The following is a 16,927-nucleotide window of genomic DNA, read 5'->3' as shown; positions in this document are numbered from 1 at the left end:
TTAATAATATTCTCTTGGAATTCGATCACTGAGGAGACAAACCACCTCATAATTGATGGTTCCTCGGTAAACTGCTACGTCTGTTGCTGTAATTTCTTTATCACCGTCTGAGCCAATCAAAGTTACCTTGGTACCCAATGGGTAAAACTTAGGTAAGCGAATGGTGATTTGGTCCATGGATACACGCCCTACAATGGGACACAATTGGCCATCCACCAGAACTGAGAAATTCTGCATGTCACGTGTCCAACCATCTGCATAACCGATTGGCAAAGTGGCAATGACTTGCTCACTGTCTGCCTGATAGGTTGCCCCGTAACCCATACAAGCCCCTGCTGGTACTTTTTTGACATGAACGATGGCTGACTCCAAAGTCAAGGCTGGTTTTAGTTTATAAGGCAATTCCAAAACTTGTCCGCTTGGATTGAGACCATACATAGAATCTCCCATACGAACTGCATTAAAAATCGTTTCCGCATGCCATAGAGTAGTCGCAGAGTTACTCGCATGAACCAATTCTGGTACTTCTTGCAAGCCTGCGATTATTTCCTTGAAACATTCCAACTGTTGATTAAAGTAGCTGTCTGACTCTTCATCTGCAGTTGCAAAGTGGGTAAAGATTCCCTCGACATTAGCCCCATGTTCCTTGAGTAAAGCTTGAGCTTGTGCGGCCTCGCTTGTACTTCTAAAACCAATTCGACCCATACCTGAATCAATTTTAAGGTGAACAGTTAAACCTGATAAGTCTGACTCAGTAGCAAGGAGATTCTCAATCCATTCCAACCCAGCTACTGTCAAAGTAATGGCATACTCCTTAGCCAATGAAAGAGATTCTACCTCAGATACTCCCAAAATGAGAATTTTCTTAGTAATGCCTGCCTGACGGAGTTCGAGGGCTTCATCGATATTAGAGACACAAAAACCATCGACATCACCCTGAATAGCCGTAGCAACAGCTACCGCTCCGTGTCCGTAGGCATTGGCTTTCACAACCGCCCATTTAAGAGCATCTTTAGGAGTGTGCTCTCCCATTTGTTGGATATTGTAGCGGATAGCACCCAGATCGATGAGGGCCTTGGTTGGTCTATGTGGACTAGTTTTCATAATCTTCCTCCAAAATAACACTAGCTGTCACAAACTGATCTGTATGGCTGATCGATAGCCAAACTTTTCCTGAAAACGGGGATTTGCTGAAGTAGGGAGCTCCCTTCTCATCGTTCAAGACTTCCAAATCCTGAAAGCCTAGCTTCCCAATTCCCGTTCCCATAGCCTTTGAGAAAGCCTCTTTAGCTGACCAACGACCAGCCAAATACTCGATCTGTCTACGACCTTTGAGACTGGCAAAGCGCTCCATTTCCTTGTCTGTCAAGACACGCTGCGCAAAACCTTCCCTTTTTTCAACTGCATTTTGTATTGATGCTAATTCTTCGATATCGATTCCGTGTCCAACTATCATTTTCATCAAAAGGAGTTGAGGTTCCCCCAACTCCATCCTTTTCACTTATTTTGTTAAGGTAGAATAGATTTCTTCTACTAAAGCTACTGTGTTTTCCCAGCCCAAACATGGGTCTGTAATGGAACGTCCAAAGATTTCTGGCTGGTTTTGGCGCCCATCTGCTAAGTAAGACTCAATCATAAAGCCTCGAATTGTCTTCTTAATCTTTTCATTCCAGGCACGGTTGAGAAGAGTTTGGCGAACAATGCGAACTTGCTCCATATACTGTTTCCCTGAATTATCATGGTTGGTATCAATCATGATAAAGGGGTTTTCGAGCCCCATAGACTCGTAGCGACCGATGGCATTTAAGAGGGTTTCATAGTAGAAGTTCGGTTCATTTTTCCCGTATTCATTCATAGCTCCACGAAGGATGACGTGAGCCAAGGGATTTCCTGAAGTTTCAACTTCTTGACCATGAAAGAGAAAGGTTTGTTTGTTTTGTGCAGCATAGATGGCATTAAACATCACAGATAGGTTTCCAGATGTTGGGTTCTTCATTCCCACTGGTGCATCGATTCCTGAAGCTACAAAACGGTGCTCTTGGTCTTCGACTGAACGCGCACCCACTGCATGATAACTCACCAAGTCATCAACCAAGACAAGATTGGCTGGATAAAGCATTTCATCTGCTGTAGTCAATCCTGTTTCTGTAATTACCCGATAATGGAGCTGACGAACAGCCTGCAAACCATTAATCAAGCTTGGAGCTTTAGAAGTATCTGGCTGATGAACCAAACCCTTATATCCATCACCATTGGTACGTGGTTTGGCCGTGTAAACACGCATGACCATGAAAATTTTATCCGCCACTTTTTTCTGCAAGTCTGCTAAACGACGGGCATACTCTAGAACTGCTTCTTCATTATCAGACGAACAAGGCCCAATGACCAAAAGGATACGATCATCCTTACCTGAAAGGATATCTGCTAATTCTTGATCACGGCTTTCCTTATGCTGCAAGGTTTCTGCAGATAGCCGTGTTTCCGCCTTAATCGCTTCAATATCGATTTCTTGACCTTTCTCGATAAATGCCATATTATTCTCCTAGTCTTTGGTAGATTTCGCGAACAAGAGCTTCCGTATTTTCCCATCCTAGACATGGATCCGTGATAGATTTGCCAAATACCTCGGGTTCATTTTGACGACCATCTTCTAGATAAGACTCAATCATGAATCCACGAACATATTTTTTAATCTTTTCATTCCAATCACGGTTAATTAAAGTCTGGCGAACGATACGAATCTGCTCCATATACTGTTTACCTGAGTTATCATGGTTGGTATCAATAATGATGAATGGATTCTCAAGTCCCATCTTTTCATACTGAGCAATAGTATCCATCAAATTATCGTAGTAGTAGTTGGGAATGTTCTTCCCGTACTCGTTAAGAGCTCCACGGAGAATAGCATGCGATAGAGGATTTCCAGTAGTTTCGACTTCTTTCCCTAGGAAAAGAAAACTCTGCTTGTTTTGAGCTGCATAAATACCGTTGAACATGACATTGAGATTTCCAGAGGTTGGATTTTTAAAACCTGTCGCAAAATCTGCTCCACTAGCTACAAAACGGTGTTGTTGATCTTCAACTGAACGGGCTCCAACTGCCATATAAGAAATCAAATCATCTACTAAAGGAAGGTTCTCTGGGTACAACATTTCATCTGCTGTTGTCATGCCTGTTTCAGAAATAACACGATAGTGCAGATGACGAACCGCCTTGATTCCATTGATGAGGCTAGGCGCTTCTTTGGCATTTGGTTGGTGAATCAAGCCCTTATATCCATCACCATTAGTACGTGGTTTAGCAGTATAGACACGCATGACCATAAAGACGCGGTCTTTGACTTCTTCCTGAAGTTTTGACAAACGCTTAGCGTACTCTAGGACTGCTTCTTCATTGTCAGACGAGCAAGGACCAATCACTAACAAGATGCGTTGGTCTTCCCCACGAATAATTGCTTCAAGCTCTTGATCACGTTGGAGTTTGTTCGCAAGTACTTGTCCTTCTAGTTTAGACAAACTACGAACTTCATCAATATTAATTTTAGGGCTTTTTGCTGTAAATACCATTATCCATCTCCTTATAAAGCAAACGGACGCCAAGCGAAAATTCACTTTTCACTAGGCATCCGCCTGAAAATTAATCATTCTTAACGTCGTTTACCATGACAGTTTTTAAATTTCTTACCAGATCCACATGGGCATAAGTCATTACGTTTTACTTGACTGAGATCCAAATCAGCTGGAAGATCTTTCTGTTGCGCAGCAATATTTCGAGTTGCTGTCGTACTGATATGATGTTCAGTTTGTGGTCGTTCTTGTTCATGAATCTGTGCTTTCATCATCAAGCGAGTCACATCAAACTCAATAGAACCGATCATATCGTTAAACATACGGAAGCCTTCTGCTTGATATTCCACGACAGGGTTGTTTTGGGCATAACCACGAAGACCAACTGCATTTCTCAACTGATCAAGGGCATCGATATGGTCAGTCCACTTGTTATCTACAACACGTAGAATCAAGACTTTCTGGAATTCTTTCACAGCTTCTTCATCACGAAGTTTAGCAACTTGGCTATCGTAGACTTTCAATGCACGTTGGTATAGTTCATCCTTGATAGCTTGGTCTGACAAACCTTCTAGGTCTGAAAGTGAAATCGAATCTTCTGGGAGCAAGTTGTACTTGGCAAAGTTCAAGATTGCTTCAAGTTTTTCATCTTGTTTAGAACGAGCATGCCCATCGACAATTCGTCCAATCGTACGGCGAATCATGGCGTGAATTTCAGGAGCCAAGTCACGTTCTGCAGTGATAACATCATAGCGTTGTGCGTAGATGATTTCACGTTGTTCACGCATGACATCATCATATTGGAGGACTTGTTTACGAGTATCGTAGTTATTTCCTTCAACACGTTTTTGCGCTGCTTCGACCTGACGTGTCAACATACGAGATTCGATGGCTTCGTCAGACATATTCAGACGTTCAAAGACACCTTTCAAACGTTCTGAACCGAAACGCTTCATCAAATCATCCTCGAGTGACAAGTAGAACTGTGACTCACCTGGGTCACCTTGACGACCTGAACGTCCACGAAGCTGGTTATCGATACGACGGCTCTCATGACGTTCTGTACCGATGACACAAAGACCACCAAGTTCACGAACCCCTTCACCAAGCTTAATATCGGTACCACGACCGGCCATGTTGGTTGCGATAGTGATCGCACCACGTTGACCAGCATTCATGATGATTTGCGCTTCTCTGTAGTGGTTTTTAGCATTCAATACTTCGTGAGGTACGCCTGCTTCAACCAATTTCTTAGAAAGAAAATCACTGGTTTCAACGGCAACAGTACCTACCAAGACTGGCTGACCTTTTTGGTAACGCGCCTTAACATCTTCTACTACAGCCTTGAATTTTGCATCAAGACTAGCGTAAAGAAGGTCTGAATGGTCGATACGTTGGATCGGACGGTTAGTAGGAATTGGAATAACACGAATGTTGTAAATTTCGCGGAATTCTTCTTCTTCTGTTTTACCAGTACCTGTCATACCTGCCAATTTTTTATACATACGGAAAAGGTTTTGGTAGGTAATCGATGCTGATGTCTTAGTTTCATCTTGGATTGGCACACCTTCTTTAGCTTCAATCGCTTGGTGCAAGCCATCAGAGTAACGACGACCTTCCATGGTACGACCTGTAAATTGGTCGACAATCAAGATTTCTTGTTCTTCGCTAACCACATAGTCAATATCAAGAATCATGATGTAGTTGGCACGAAGGGCGTTGTCGATAAAGTGAGTCAAAGCCACATTTTCGATATCATAAAGATTTTCTAGTTTGAAGAAGCTTTCAGCCTTGTCAATACCTGAATCAGACAAACCGATTGTCTTAGACTGAATATCAATGATATAGTCATCTTTATCTAAAGACTTCACAAAGTGGTCAGCCATGTGGTAGAGCTGGCTTGTTTCAACAGCATTCGCTCCTGAAACAATCAATGGTGTACGAGCCTCGTCGATCAAGATAGAGTCAACCTCATCGACCAAGGCATAGTTGAGTGGACGTTGAACCATATTCTCTGCACGTACAACCATGTTGTCACGAAGATAGTCGAAACCAATCTCTGAGTTGGTTGAGTAGGTAATATCGCAAAGGTAAGCCTCTTTTTTCTCCATTGGAGATTTAGCTGCCAAGTTGATCCCTACTGACAAACCAAGCCATGAGTACAACTCACCCATCTCAGTCGCGTCACGTTCTGTAAGGTATTCGTTGACGGTAACTACGTGAACCCCTTTGCCTGCAAGGGCATTGAGGTATACCGGCATGGTCGCTGTCAAGGTCTTCCCTTCACCGGTACGCATTTCTGGAACGTCACCATGGTGAAGAACGATACCACCCATAACCTGAACCTTGTATGGGAAAAGTCCAAGAATACGCTTAGCTCCCTCACGTACAACCGCAAAGGCTTCGTACAAGAGTTGATCAAGCGTTTCACCATTTTGATAACGTTGCTTAAATTCTTCTGTCTTAGCTTGCAACTGCTCGTCTGTCAAAGCAGCCATTTCATCTTCGTATTTGAGGACTTTATCAGCCATCTTTTCTAAGCGGCGAAGTTCCCCTTTATCATTTTCGATGATTGTTTTTAATAAATTTGCCATTTTTTTCCTTACTTTAAATTCTGAATATTTTAGAATGTTCTTTTTATTGTAGCATATTTGCCCAGCTTTTTCAAGAAAGAATCCGTGTTTATACAAGCTAAAAAAGGCTCATTTAGAGCCTTTTTTTGTAAATGTTCAAACTATTGCTAATCATTGATTTTCTTTTAGAAATTTCAAGCCTATTCTTTGGTTGTAGAATTACCAAAGTCAACCTTTGGAGCTGTCTTAGCTTCTTCGCTTTCTTTAAAGGTTTCTGCCTCTTTAAAGTTCATCATATTAGCGAAAAGAACTATTGGGAAACTTCTTAATTTTTGATTGTATTCTGTTGCCACTTTGTTGTAATCCTTGCGGGCTACAAAGATACGATTTTCACTTCCAGCCAGTTCCGTCATGAGTTGTTCCACATTTTGATTGCTCTTGAGTTCTGGATAATTTTCTGTTAGCGATATCAAACGTGAAATAGCTGAACTCAACTCTCCTTGAGCCTCTTGGTTTTCTTTTGAGGTCACGGAGCCATTCCCAATTTTAGCACGAGCTTCCGCAATCTTGGTGAAAACCTCTGTCTCATGGTTCATCTGGCCTTTTACAGACTCTACCAAATTTCCAATCAAGTCAGAACGACGTTGAAGAGCTGTCGCTACATCAGCTTGCGCTTGTTCGACCTTGGTTTGTTCAGAGACAAGACCATTATAAGTGCCTACTACTGAGCAACCGCCAAGCAAGATAATAGCCAGCAAAATGCTCAACACATAAATAATTCCTTTATTTTTCATATCTAAACCTACTTATTTCCTTAAATTTTATACGAGCATCACCAATCATCGGATGAACCACCGCCATCGAAGCCACCACCGTCCCAGCTACTAGAGGAGTCTGAGCCTGAATCTGACCAAGAAGAACCTGAGTCGGATGAGTCACTAAACCACCATCCTCCGTCAGAGGAATCTCCTCCTCGGCCACCGCCGCCTCCTCTAATAATGGCTATAAATACGATAATGAAATAAATGATTATCCCGACTCCGAACACATTGTCCATAGGGTCACTGTTCTTACGATGACTAGATGAGTTACTATTGCGACTCGATTTTTTGCCACTGATACTTTCAGAATAACGTTTGATATCAGAGGAGTCATCATCAGACGAGAAGGTCCCACTTCCTCTATAAAACTGATTGTCCAAGCCTTTGGCAATCGCTAGAATTCCTTTACCATAGTCACCAGTTTTAAAATCTGTACGGCTGGCTGCCAAGATCTGCTTGGTTTGATAGTCTGTTATTCTAATGGCGGTGTTATTACTGGTTTCAATTCTTGATTTACGGTCTTGAACAGCTACTACAATGAGACTTCCAAAATTATCTCCTGAATAGCCAATCTTCCAAGCCCTGGCAGTTTCATTAGCCACCGTTTCAATGCTTTCTCCTTCCAGACTATCTACGATATAGACACCTATTTGAAGCTTTTCTGCCTTTTGACTATTAGCTTCATTCAAATCACGAATCTGAGTAACTACTTCCTCTGTCAAATAATGATTTGGGTCGTAGATCCCATAGTCTGGTTTTTCAGGTGCAGTAAATGCTGATAGGAAGAAAAATGCCATCAGCAAACCAAGTAGACGCACCAAGAAAGGATTCTTTAACAATCTATCTTTTTTCATAATAACCTCCTTATGCAAGGAAAATTGTTTAGAGCATTATAGCATTTTGAATCTTACAAAGAAAGTACGTTTCCATTACAAAACCGTGACAAGGACTAGGAAAATGATGTTATTTTGATGACAAATTCAGCTCTAGTCTCCTGATGTTATTTCCAAAAAAGAAGGTCCAAGAACCTTCTTCTTTTTATCGTTTTATTTTCGTTTTCTTGCGATCAGATGAATCGGTGTTCCTTCAAAGACGAAGGCCTTGCGGATTTGATTTTCTAAGAAACGCAAGTAAGAGAAGTGCATCAGTTCTTCTTCGTTGACAAAAATCACAAAGGTCGGTGGTTTAGTTGCCACTTGAGTCGCATAGAAGATCTTGAGACGTTTCCCTTTGTCTGTCGGTGTTGGGTTGATGGCGATAGCATCCATAATGACATCATTCAAGACTGCTGATGGGATACGGGTATTTTGACTCTCGCTGATTTGCTTGATCATCTCAGGCAACTTGTGAAGACGTTGTTTGGTCAAAGCAGAGACAAAGATAATTGGTGCGTAAGGCAAGTATTGGAACTGCTCACGGATATCTTCTTCCCAGTTTTTCATGGTGTGGTTGTCTTTTTCAAGCGTGTCCCATTTGTTAACTACGATAATCATCCCTTTACCAGCTTCGTGGGCAAATCCAGCGATACGCTTATCATACTCACGGATGCCTTCTTCGGCATTGAGGACCATCAAGACTACATCTGAACGGTCAATAGCTCGCATGGCACGCATGACTGAGTATTTCTCTGTGTTTTCATAGACTTTACCAGACTTACGCATACCAGCCGTATCAATCATGGTAAACTCTTGGCCATCCGCATCTGTAAAATGTGTATCAATGGCATCACGAGTTGTACCAGCAACAGGACTGGCAATCACGCGGTCTTCTCCCAAAATGGCATTAATCAAACTAGATTTTCCGACATTGGGGCGACCAATCAAGCTGAATTTAATGACATCTGGATTTTCATCTTCGACTTCATGTGGAAGATTTTCGACGATGGCATCTAATACATCCCCTGTACCAATCCCGTGCACAGATGAAATTGGCAATGGTTCTCCCAATCCAAGAGCATAGAAATCATAGATATCATTTCTCATTTCCGGATTGTCAACCTTGTTAACTGCAAGGATAACAGGTTTATGAGTTTTATAGAGTTTACGGGCTACGTATTCGTCAGCATCCGTAATTCCTTCTTTACCGGAAACTACAAAAACGATGACATCAGCTTCTTCCATGGCAATCTCTGTCTGGTGCTTGATTTGTTCCATAAATGGAGCATCAACGTCATCAATCCCTCCTGTATCAATCATACTGAAAGAACGGTTGAGCCATTCACCAGTAGCATAGATACGGTCCCGTGTCACTCCTTCGACATCTTCTACGATTGAGATGCGTTCCCCTGCAATACGGTTAAACAGGGTTGATTTCCCAACATTGGGACGTCCTACGATAGCAACAGTTGGTAAGGCCATGTTTTCTCACTTTCTATAATAAGTTCTTTTGTTCAAGATTTTCTCTAGTTGAGCTTGGTTCAGGCTGACCGAATTGCTCTGCAAGACGTTGACTCCAAGTGGTAGTCGCACGAACTCCTGCATATTCGGTCTGCACACGGTCATAAGCTTCAATAGCCTCAGATGTTTGTTCTTGGTATTCTTCCTCAAAAACAACATTCTCTAATGGCAATCTTGGTTTTACATCATGTTTTTGGTTAGGCACACCGAGTGCAATCCCAAAAACTGGGTAGGTATAGTCAGGAAGGTTGAACAATTCTGCTATTTCAACAGATTTGTAACGCACTAAACCAATGATTACTCCACCATAGCCAAGGCTTTCTGCCGCAAGCAAGGTATTCTGTCCAGCCAAGGCTGCATCTACTGAAGTAATGAGGAGTCCTTCCACCCCTTTAGGTTGGAAAGTATCGGTATGGAGACGAGCCCCTTTTTCTGCACGGTTTAAATCTCCTACAAAGAGGAGGAAGGCAGCAGACTGACGAATCGCTTCCTGAGGAACCAGCTCAAAAAGAGCATCTTTCTTTTCTTGATTTCTGACTAGAATCACAGAATAAGATTGGAAATTTTTCCAAGAAGAAGCCATTTGAGCAGCTGATAAAATCTCATTCAAGTCCTCTTGAGGAATCGCTTCTTCTTTAAATCTGCGAACCGAGGTATGAGATTTCATTAAGGTGATTGTTTCATTCATCGGCGATTTTCTCCTTCTAGTCGTGTTTCTTCTGCTAAATAACGGATACGCTCCATAACGCGTCTAGCTTCCCATGTTTCATCGTTTCCGTTCTTGCCTTTAGCAAAATGTTTTTCCAAATCTTCAAAATTGAAATTTGAGGTAAAGAAGGTTGGCAAATCTTCCTGCATACGATATTGAAGAATGACTTGCAAGACTTCATCACGAACCCAAGGTGTTGATTGCTCGGCACCAATATCATCCAAAATCAAGACTTCAGCTTGCTTGATTTCATCCACCAAATTCTTGACATTCCCATCTCCGATAGCATTTTTGACATCAATAACAAAGCTAGGATAGTGAAGAAGGGTTGATGAAACCCCACGTTTTTCTGACAAATCATGGGCTAGAGCAGCTACCATAAAGCTCTTCCCAACTCCAAAGTCTCCATAGAGATAGAGACCTTTACGGACTTCTGGATATTGCTCAACAAAGGTAAAGAGCTTTTCAAAAACTGGCAAACGTCCCAAATCATCCAAATCAACTTGAGCCAAACTAGCTTTTTTAAGACTAGCTGGAAGATTAATCAGTCTGAGACGGTTCTTGATAGCCGCTTCTTTCTCAGCCGCAATCAGTTCCGGAGTTTCCTCATAGGATACATCTGCGTAACCATGATTCATAACTAGAATGGGCTTATAGCCACGCGCGATATAGTCAGTATCTCCGCGAAGAAACTTATCTCGCTCGGTGATGTATTGGTTAAACTTAGAGATACTACGATTCAATTCCTCTTGACTGAGAGATTCCTTCTGGACAAAAGCCGCAACATCAGGATCTTTTACAATCTGCTGAACCAGGTCCTGATATTGAAAACGGCTGGGATGATCTTTAAGTACATCTCCTACACTTTCCATCTAGTCTCCTCCTTTTCCTAATCGATCTAACATTTCTTTTTTCTTACGTTCTAACTCCAAGCGAGTTTCTTCGCTAGTTTCATTTTTATATTCTGGATTACTCCATTTTGGGACATTGCTTTTGGCTTGGCTTGGCTTCGCTGATTTTTGTTCCTGCCCCTTTTGATTTTTCTCTCTGATTCGAAGTACAGCTTCCTCAGCAGAACGAATCTTGTTATAAGAGTAATCATTAGCCACTTTCATGGCATATTTTTCATTGAGATTGGCCGAATCAACCTTATTGAAGGTCAAAAGTATAACAACATTAATGACTTCATCAAGCAAGCCCAAGTCCGCCATCTGTTTTAACAAATCGCGTTCGGCTTGGATAATTCCAGCATTTAGGGTTTGTTTGATCCCCGCTAAAAATTGCAGGGCAGTTTTACTTTTAGCTTCTCGGATAATGGTCGCTTCTTGGGGACTAAAGTCCGATGCAACAGACTCTTGCGCTAATTTTTCACGCATGCGCTTGACAGAAATAACTTGTGAAACAGCTGTTCCTTTAGCTAGTTGATAGGTTTCAAACCAGGTCCATTTTTTCTCATCAGCAATTTTAAATAACTCCAAGACATCTGACTGTTCATCTTGGAAACGGAGTTTATCTCTCGCCATGAGCTGACGAAAATGCTCCAAATCAAAATCATTTTTAAAATCAGCTTTTACTGGTGTCTCATCATGACTAGCCAATTCTTCTATCTCTGGAAAGGCCTGACTCAAAGGAACAGTCAAAGGCTCTCCGCCTGCCTGCTCTTGGCGCAAATCAGAAACTGCTGGCTCACCGATTTTTTTCTCCAATAAGGTACGATAAACCGTATGACGCAAGAAATCTGAGCTAGAAAGCGTTGGATGAATAGCAAGTTCATAACCGTCACCCTTTTGATAAAGGGTAACCAAATTGAAGGCTGATAAGATTTTAAAAGCCTTTAATAGCCTGTCCATCCCAAAATTGAGATGATTGAGGATAGCTGCAAACAGGTGTTCTTTTTGTCCATCATCCCAAAAAGCTAAGGTATAAAGGTAAAGACTCAGCGCATCCTGACCGATAATCGGGAGGTAGCACTGCACCAAAGTTGTGGGATCTTGCGACACCCGATTATTCTTTAGAAAAGAAAAACGATCATTAGGCTTCATTTATTTTTCCTTTTTCTTCTTTGAAGATTGCGTAATTTGTTTGAGAAGATTTTCGAGTTCACTCACGTCTTTAAAGCTACGATAGACGCTGGCGAAACGAACGTAAGTGATTTCATCCAGTTCAGCCAATTCTTCCATGACCAGAGAACCAATATCTTCACTTTGAATTTCATTATCATTGCGACTGAGGAGTTTTTGTTCGATGCGATTGACCACCATGCCAATCTCATCACTAGACACAGGACGTTTTTGAGCCGAACGAATAATCCCGTTAAAGATTTTATCTCTGGAGAACTGCTCCCGTGTGCCATCCTTCTTGACCACAACCAGCGTTCTCTCTTCTACACGTTCATAGGTCGTAAAACGATGTTGACATTCTTCACACTCACGTCTTCTTCTAATCGTATTTCCTTCTTCAGCCTGACGGCTATCGATAACACTTGATTTTGTAGCGCCACATTTTGGACAACGCATGCCTTCCCCTCCTTGTCGTTTCCTTTTCATTATACCATTTTTTAAGCAATTCCCAAAATAATTCTCCTTTTGGCTTGACAAGTTTTTTGTTTAGTTGTATTATCTAAGTGACACAAAAAGAAGTTGTAGAAAGGAGACCGTGATGTCATGGACATTTGATAACAACAAACCCATTTATTTGCAGATAATGGATAAGATCAAACTGCAAATCGTTTCTCATAAACTAGAACCCAACCAACAACTGCCAACTGTCAGAGAACTGGCTAGCGAGGCTGGGGTCAATCCTAATACCATCCAACGTGCCCTATCAGACTTAGAAAGAGAAGGCTTCGTATACACCAAGAGGACTGCAGGGCGTTTTGTCACCGAGGATTTGGACTTAATTCTCCAATCCCGAAAGCAACTTTCTGAAGAACAGTTGCAACAGTTTGTAACAGGCATGGTAGAATTTGGCTATGAAAAAGAAGAACTACCAACTGTTTTGAGAGATTATATTGAAGGAGTTTAGACTATGACCTTGTTAACGTTTGAAAATGTTTCAAAATTCTATGGAGCAAGCCCTGCTCTTCAAAATGTTTCCCTTGAAATTCCAGCAGGAAAGATTGTGGGTCTCCTTGGCCCAAACGGTTCCGGAAAAACAACCCTGATTAAACTCATCAACGGTTTACTTCAACCTGAACAAGGGCGTATTCTGATCAATGGCATGGAGCCAAGTCCAGCAACTAAAGCGATTGTTTCTTATTTGCCTGATACGACCTATCTCAACGAGCAAATGAAGGTTAAAGAGGCTCTTACCTATTTCAAGACTTTCTACCAAGACTTCAATCTAGAACGCGCCCAAAATCTTCTGCGTGACCTTGGTATCGATGAAAATAGCCGTTTCAAGAAACTCTCAAAAGGGAACAAAGAAAAAGTTCAGTTGATTCTGGTCATGAGTCGTGATGCTCGTCTATACGTCCTTGATGAACCAATCGGTGGTGTCGATCCTGCGGCTCGTGACTATATCTTGAACACCATCATCAACAACTACTCTCCAACTTCGACTGTCTTGATTTCAACTCACTTGATTTCAGATATCGAACCAATCTTGGATGAGATTGTCTTCCTCAAGGATGGAAAAGTTGTCCGTCAAGGAAATGTAGATGATATTCGCTACGAATCAGGAGAGTCTATCGACCAGCTCTTCCGTCACGAATTCAAAGCCTAGTTAAAGGAGATTCTTATGTTTTGGAATTTAGTTCGTTATGAATTTAAAAATGTCAACAAATGGTTTTTAGCCCTCTATGCTGCTGTACTATCCCTATCTGTCATAATAGGAATTCAGGGCAGCACCCTTACAAGCACCTATTATCAAGACAAGGGTGTTGTCATGTTAGTATTTCTATCTCTGGTTTTTGGGGGTCTGGTTATTACTTTGAGTATCTCAACCCTGATTTTGATTATTCAACGGTTTAAGGGAAGCGTTTATGATCGTCATGGCTATCTAACCCTAACCCTGCCAGTATCTGAACACCAGATCCTCTCCGCTAAACTTCTTGGAGCCTTTGTTTGGTCTTTGGCAAGTACAGTGGTTTTCCTTTTTAGTCTTTACATCATCATGTCCATGATTCAACCAGACGTCTTAATATCCAACGTTGCCGAGTTTATTCTCAAAAATTATCGAGATGATTTCTGGTTAGCCTTGATTTCCTATATCGTTAACACTCTTGCAAGTATCCTTTGTATCTACTTTTCTATCTCTATCGGTCAACTCTTTAATGAATACCGTACAGCTCTTGCGGTTGTCGCCTACATCGCTATCCAAATAGTCCTTGGTTTTATCACCCTAAATCTTCGCATCGATTTCGACTACAATTGGGTATTATCCTTTGAAATTTTTAAAGACTTAATCCTTAGCGTCGGCTTCTATCTCGGAACCTACTATATTTTAAAGAACAAAGTAAACTTACAATAATGAATGAAGCCCCTAGCAAATAAAGCTAGGGGCTTCTTTTTACACAAAGAAATATAACATTATTATTTTTTAACTCAATATCAAACCTGCTACGATGGGACTTACAAATACATAGAGAATACCGGTGACACCGATAGCCAGGCCACCCATAGCCCCCGCAACAGCTCCATAACGAAAAGCTGTTCCAGTCCCAACTGCGTGACCAGTTCCTCCAAGAGCAAGACCAGCAGCTACTGGATCGTCAATTTTTAGCCATTTTAGAAGTGTTGGTCCAATAACGCTAGTCAAAATGCCAGTTGCTACCACAACTACCAAGGTGATCGTCGCTATCCCTTGTAGCTTATCCGTAATTCCAACTGCCATGGCCGTCGTTACAGACTTTGGGAAAAGCGAAATCGCCAAGAAGAAATCCATACCGAAAAATTTTGCAACTAAAGCTGTAAAAACTGTATTTACAACAACAGCAAGGAAACTGCTGAGTAGAATACTTCTAACATGGTGTTTCATGAGGTGAAAACTCTTATAAAGAGGAATTCCTAAAGCTACTGTTGAAGGAACAATCAAGTTATTGAGGTAGACCCCGCCTTGATAATAGGCAACATAAGAAATACCAGTCAGTTTTAGAAAAACAATGATAAATAAAGTTGCTAGCAGCAAGGGAGTGGTCAGAGGATGAGGGTACCGTCTAAAGATAATCATGCCTCCAAGATAAGCCAAAATGGACAAGGCTATCCCAAAAAGTGGATTGGATACAAATTCGCTCATTTGGCACCTCTTTCTTCGTAATCTCCTTCATAACGCTTTTTGATAAACTGAACTACAAGCGCAATCAAGATTATATTGATAACTGCTGCAAAAAAGACAATCAAGACAATGGGCAATAAATAGGGAGCAATCACATCAAATTTCTCCATAATACCAACTGCAGGAGGTAGAAAGAGGATAGTCATATTAGCTAGGAGAAAATTCCCAACCATGTTGACATGACGTACCCGCAACCACTTGAACTGCAAGGCTAAAAATAAAATAATCAAACCGATAATGCTTCCAGGAATAGGCAAATGGAAAAAGCTAGAGATTCCCTCACCAATCAGTGAAATGACAAAGAGAATCATTAACTGAACATATAATTTCATCGTTTACTCCACAAATAGACTTTCTGCATACCAGTTTACTCTTTTTTCAGAAAATTTCAAGGAAATGCACAAGAAACATCCTTCTTGCTATCTATTCCAAAAAGTTGTATACTAATTGCGTGCGCAAGCATCTCAGATAGGCAAATCTGTTTATAACTACCATATAGAAAGGAGATTGATATGACTTACTTAGAAAAATGGTTTGACTTCAACCGCCGACAAGTAGAGCTAGAAGCTCTTTTAGAGCAAACGATTGCTGAGCAGAGTGACCAAAGCCTAACGCTCAAAGAATTCTATCTCTTGCACTTTTTAAATCAGGCTCAAGAAAAATCTTTGAGACAGATTGACCTGCCTGACAAACTCCATCTGAGTCCAAGTGCTGTATCACGAATGGTGGCACGCTTAGAAGCCAAAAACTGTGCTTTACTTAGTCGGAGATGTTGTGACCAGGATAAGCGAGCTAGTTTTATCTGCCTCACTAAGGAGGGTCAGACAACTCTTGCCTATCTACAAAAGGCTGTAGAAGAAAGCCTTGAAACAAAAGCAAGTTGGCTTTCCTAAAATTTTTACAAAAAACTTGCGTGCGCAAGCAATTTTCTTGACATTCCTTTTTCCAAGGAGTAAAATGAAGATATGATTTAGCAAAGGAGAATCCTATGATTGAAATCACTTATCTTGATGCCAGCAAGCAAGAGAGAATCATGACCTTCGAGTCATACGAGGAATTTGAACGTTCTCAACATGCCTGCCTGATTGGTGTCGCAGACTACTACCCTGTCCAAAAAGTAACCTACAAGGGGCATGATTTGGACTACCATGGGACTTATGGAGATGTTTTCTTCTATCTCATGAAACAAGATTTAAGCCAATATAATTAAAAAGGAGAAATACTATGGCAAAAGCAATTACAGATGCAACATTTGAACAAGAAACTAAAGACGGATTGGTCTTGGTAGACTTCTGGGCAACTTGGTGTGGTCCATGTCGTATGCAAGGTCCAATCTTGGACAAATTGTCTGAAGAACTTTCAGAAGATGTCTTGAAGATCGTTAAAATGGACGTTGACGAAAATCCAAACACAGCTCGTGCATTTGGTATCATGTCTATCCCTACTCTTCTCTTCAAGAAAGATGGACAAGTTGTTAAACAAGTTGCAGGTGTCCACACTGCAGAACAAATCAAAGCCATCGTTGCTGAATTAAGCTAATCAAAGGAGAGACCAAGTGCATTCATTTGGTCTCTTTTTTCGTGCCCTT

At 41.3% G+C, this 16,927-nt stretch carries 20 protein-coding genes; 6 read left to right on the top strand and 14 right to left on the bottom strand.

What is annotated here, in order from left to right; translation table 11 throughout:
• From alr to nrdR, 12 genes are all read right to left on the bottom strand, one after another.
• Entirely contained in the window at positions 1–1,104 is a 1,104-nt protein-coding gene (gene alr, locus HMPREF9423_RS11060) for an alanine racemase (protein WP_006149420.1), read from the bottom strand.
• The gene (gene acpS, locus HMPREF9423_RS11055) at positions 1,094–1,456 is read right to left on the bottom strand and encodes a holo-ACP synthase (protein WP_025170221.1); all 363 of its coding nucleotides are present in this window, start codon (positions 1,454–1,456) and stop codon (positions 1,094–1,096) included. Before acpS ends, alr begins: the two co-directional genes overlap by 11 nt.
• A gap of 45 nt (positions 1,457–1,501) precedes the next feature.
• Entirely contained in the window at positions 1,502–2,533 is a 1,032-nt protein-coding gene (locus HMPREF9423_RS11050; protein ID WP_006149418.1) for a 3-deoxy-7-phosphoheptulonate synthase, read from the bottom strand.
• A 1-nt stretch (position 2,534) separates the two neighbouring features.
• Complete coding sequence (locus HMPREF9423_RS11045) at positions 2,535–3,566, bottom strand: 3-deoxy-7-phosphoheptulonate synthase (RefSeq protein ID WP_004250795.1); 1,032 nt, start codon at positions 3,564–3,566, stop codon at positions 2,535–2,537.
• Positions 3,567–3,646: 80 nt separating this feature from the next.
• Complete coding sequence (gene secA, locus HMPREF9423_RS11040) at positions 3,647–6,160, bottom strand: preprotein translocase subunit SecA (protein WP_006155883.1); 2,514 nt, start codon at positions 6,158–6,160, stop codon at positions 3,647–3,649.
• A 179-nt stretch (positions 6,161–6,339) separates the two neighbouring features.
• Positions 6,340–6,933: a LemA family protein gene (locus HMPREF9423_RS11035; RefSeq protein ID WP_006149416.1), complete on the bottom strand. Its 594-nt coding sequence runs from the start codon at positions 6,931–6,933 to the stop codon at positions 6,340–6,342.
• Between the two features lie 38 nt (positions 6,934–6,971).
• A complete protein-coding gene (locus tag HMPREF9423_RS11030; protein ID WP_006149415.1) occupies positions 6,972–7,814 on the bottom strand; it encodes a TPM domain-containing protein in 843 nt (280 codons plus the stop codon).
• Positions 7,815–8,006: 192 nt separating this feature from the next.
• On the bottom strand, positions 8,007–9,317 hold the full coding sequence (gene der / locus HMPREF9423_RS11025) for a ribosome biogenesis GTPase Der (RefSeq protein ID WP_006149414.1): 1,311 nt from the start codon (positions 9,315–9,317) through the stop codon (positions 8,007–8,009).
• Between the two features lie 13 nt (positions 9,318–9,330).
• Complete coding sequence (locus tag HMPREF9423_RS11020; RefSeq protein ID WP_006149413.1) at positions 9,331–10,044, bottom strand: NADPH-dependent oxidoreductase; 714 nt, start codon at positions 10,042–10,044, stop codon at positions 9,331–9,333.
• On the bottom strand, positions 10,041–10,937 hold the full coding sequence (gene dnaI, locus HMPREF9423_RS11015) for a primosomal protein DnaI (RefSeq protein ID WP_006149412.1): 897 nt from the start codon (positions 10,935–10,937) through the stop codon (positions 10,041–10,043). The genes HMPREF9423_RS11020 and dnaI overlap by 4 nt, the downstream gene beginning before the upstream one ends.
• A complete protein-coding gene (locus HMPREF9423_RS11010; protein ID WP_006149411.1) occupies positions 10,938–12,107 on the bottom strand; it encodes a replication initiation and membrane attachment family protein in 1,170 nt (389 codons plus the stop codon).
• Entirely contained in the window at positions 12,108–12,581 is a 474-nt protein-coding gene (nrdR, locus tag HMPREF9423_RS11005) for a transcriptional regulator NrdR (protein WP_004250782.1), read from the bottom strand.
• A gap of 142 nt (positions 12,582–12,723) precedes the next feature.
• Between nrdR and HMPREF9423_RS11000 the strand changes: the two genes are divergently transcribed.
• The 3 genes from HMPREF9423_RS11000 to HMPREF9423_RS10990 are packed head-to-tail and all read left to right on the top strand — an operon-like array spanning position 12,724 to position 14,535.
• Positions 12,724–13,089: a GntR family transcriptional regulator gene (locus tag HMPREF9423_RS11000; protein ID WP_006149409.1), complete on the top strand. Its 366-nt coding sequence runs from the start codon at positions 12,724–12,726 to the stop codon at positions 13,087–13,089.
• Positions 13,090–13,092: 3 nt separating this feature from the next.
• Positions 13,093–13,788: an ABC transporter ATP-binding protein gene (locus tag HMPREF9423_RS10995; protein WP_006149408.1), complete on the top strand. Its 696-nt coding sequence runs from the start codon at positions 13,093–13,095 to the stop codon at positions 13,786–13,788.
• Between the two features lie 15 nt (positions 13,789–13,803).
• Complete coding sequence (locus HMPREF9423_RS10990) at positions 13,804–14,535, top strand: hypothetical protein (RefSeq protein ID WP_006149407.1); 732 nt, start codon at positions 13,804–13,806, stop codon at positions 14,533–14,535.
• A gap of 69 nt (positions 14,536–14,604) precedes the next feature.
• Here HMPREF9423_RS10990 and HMPREF9423_RS10985 read toward each other — a convergent pair whose 3' ends face one another.
• Positions 14,605–15,300 carry an LrgB family protein gene (locus tag HMPREF9423_RS10985; RefSeq protein WP_006149406.1) on the bottom strand — a complete coding sequence of 232 codons (696 nt, stop codon included), beginning with the start codon at positions 15,298–15,300 and terminating at the stop codon, positions 14,605–14,607.
• Positions 15,297–15,671, bottom strand: a complete 375-nt coding sequence (locus tag HMPREF9423_RS10980) for a CidA/LrgA family protein (RefSeq protein ID WP_004250774.1) — start codon at positions 15,669–15,671, stop codon at positions 15,297–15,299. The genes HMPREF9423_RS10985 and HMPREF9423_RS10980 overlap by 4 nt, the downstream gene beginning before the upstream one ends.
• Positions 15,672–15,851: 180 nt before the next feature.
• Here HMPREF9423_RS10980 and HMPREF9423_RS10975 point away from each other — a divergent pair, with 180 nt between their 5' ends.
• The 3 genes from HMPREF9423_RS10975 to trxA all read left to right on the top strand — a co-directional run bounded on the left by HMPREF9423_RS10975 (position 15,852) and on the right by trxA (position 16,878).
• The gene (locus HMPREF9423_RS10975; protein ID WP_006149405.1) at positions 15,852–16,232 is read left to right on the top strand and encodes a MarR family winged helix-turn-helix transcriptional regulator; all 381 of its coding nucleotides are present in this window, start codon (positions 15,852–15,854) and stop codon (positions 16,230–16,232) included.
• A gap of 95 nt (positions 16,233–16,327) precedes the next feature.
• Positions 16,328–16,549 carry a DUF4649 family protein gene (locus tag HMPREF9423_RS10970; protein ID WP_006149404.1) on the top strand — a complete coding sequence of 74 codons (222 nt, stop codon included), beginning with the start codon at positions 16,328–16,330 and terminating at the stop codon, positions 16,547–16,549.
• A 14-nt stretch (positions 16,550–16,563) separates the two neighbouring features.
• Positions 16,564–16,878 (top strand): thioredoxin, encoded by a 315-nt coding sequence (gene trxA / locus HMPREF9423_RS10965; RefSeq protein WP_001029581.1) that lies wholly within the window; start codon positions 16,564–16,566, stop codon positions 16,876–16,878.
• Positions 16,879–16,927 lie beyond the last annotated feature (49 nt).

Source organism: Streptococcus infantis ATCC 700779 (genome assembly GCF_000187465.1).
In the GTDB taxonomy this organism is placed as follows: domain Bacteria; phylum Bacillota; class Bacilli; order Lactobacillales; family Streptococcaceae; genus Streptococcus; species Streptococcus infantis.
This window is presented reverse-complemented; position numbering and strand designations above follow the sequence as displayed.

Excerpts from the sequence above, each read along its gene's own strand:
- alr (WP_006149420.1), bottom strand. The coding sequence starts at position 1,104 with ATGAAAACTAGTCCACATAGACCAACCAAGGCCCTCATCGATCTGGGT.
- acpS (WP_025170221.1), bottom strand. The coding sequence starts at position 1,456 with ATGATAGTTGGACACGGAATCGATATCGAAGAATTAGCATCAATACAA.
- HMPREF9423_RS11050 (WP_006149418.1), bottom strand. The coding sequence starts at position 2,533 with ATGGCATTTATCGAGAAAGGTCAAGAAATCGATATTGAAGCGATTAAG.
- HMPREF9423_RS11045 (WP_004250795.1), bottom strand. The coding sequence starts at position 3,566 with ATGGTATTTACAGCAAAAAGCCCTAAAATTAATATTGATGAAGTTCGT.
- secA (WP_006155883.1), bottom strand. The coding sequence starts at position 6,160 with ATGGCAAATTTATTAAAAACAATCATCGAAAATGATAAAGGGGAACTT.
- HMPREF9423_RS11035 (WP_006149416.1), bottom strand. The coding sequence starts at position 6,933 with ATGAAAAATAAAGGAATTATTTATGTGTTGAGCATTTTGCTGGCTATT.
- HMPREF9423_RS11030 (WP_006149415.1), bottom strand. The coding sequence starts at position 7,814 with ATGAAAAAAGATAGATTGTTAAAGAATCCTTTCTTGGTGCGTCTACTT.
- der (WP_006149414.1), bottom strand. The coding sequence starts at position 9,317 with ATGGCCTTACCAACTGTTGCTATCGTAGGACGTCCCAATGTTGGGAAA.
- HMPREF9423_RS11020 (WP_006149413.1), bottom strand. The coding sequence starts at position 10,044 with ATGAATGAAACAATCACCTTAATGAAATCTCATACCTCGGTTCGCAGA.
- dnaI (WP_006149412.1), bottom strand. The coding sequence starts at position 10,937 with ATGGAAAGTGTAGGAGATGTACTTAAAGATCATCCCAGCCGTTTTCAA.
- HMPREF9423_RS11010 (WP_006149411.1), bottom strand. The coding sequence starts at position 12,107 with ATGAAGCCTAATGATCGTTTTTCTTTTCTAAAGAATAATCGGGTGTCG.
- nrdR (WP_004250782.1), bottom strand. The coding sequence starts at position 12,581 with ATGCGTTGTCCAAAATGTGGCGCTACAAAATCAAGTGTTATCGATAGC.
- HMPREF9423_RS11000 (WP_006149409.1), top strand. The coding sequence starts at position 12,724 with ATGTCATGGACATTTGATAACAACAAACCCATTTATTTGCAGATAATG.
- HMPREF9423_RS10995 (WP_006149408.1), top strand. The coding sequence starts at position 13,093 with ATGACCTTGTTAACGTTTGAAAATGTTTCAAAATTCTATGGAGCAAGC.
- HMPREF9423_RS10990 (WP_006149407.1), top strand. The coding sequence starts at position 13,804 with ATGTTTTGGAATTTAGTTCGTTATGAATTTAAAAATGTCAACAAATGG.
- HMPREF9423_RS10985 (WP_006149406.1), bottom strand. The coding sequence starts at position 15,300 with ATGAGCGAATTTGTATCCAATCCACTTTTTGGGATAGCCTTGTCCATT.
- HMPREF9423_RS10980 (WP_004250774.1), bottom strand. The coding sequence starts at position 15,671 with ATGAAATTATATGTTCAGTTAATGATTCTCTTTGTCATTTCACTGATT.
- HMPREF9423_RS10975 (WP_006149405.1), top strand. The coding sequence starts at position 15,852 with ATGACTTACTTAGAAAAATGGTTTGACTTCAACCGCCGACAAGTAGAG.
- HMPREF9423_RS10970 (WP_006149404.1), top strand. The coding sequence starts at position 16,328 with ATGATTGAAATCACTTATCTTGATGCCAGCAAGCAAGAGAGAATCATG.
- trxA (WP_001029581.1), top strand. The coding sequence starts at position 16,564 with ATGGCAAAAGCAATTACAGATGCAACATTTGAACAAGAAACTAAAGAC.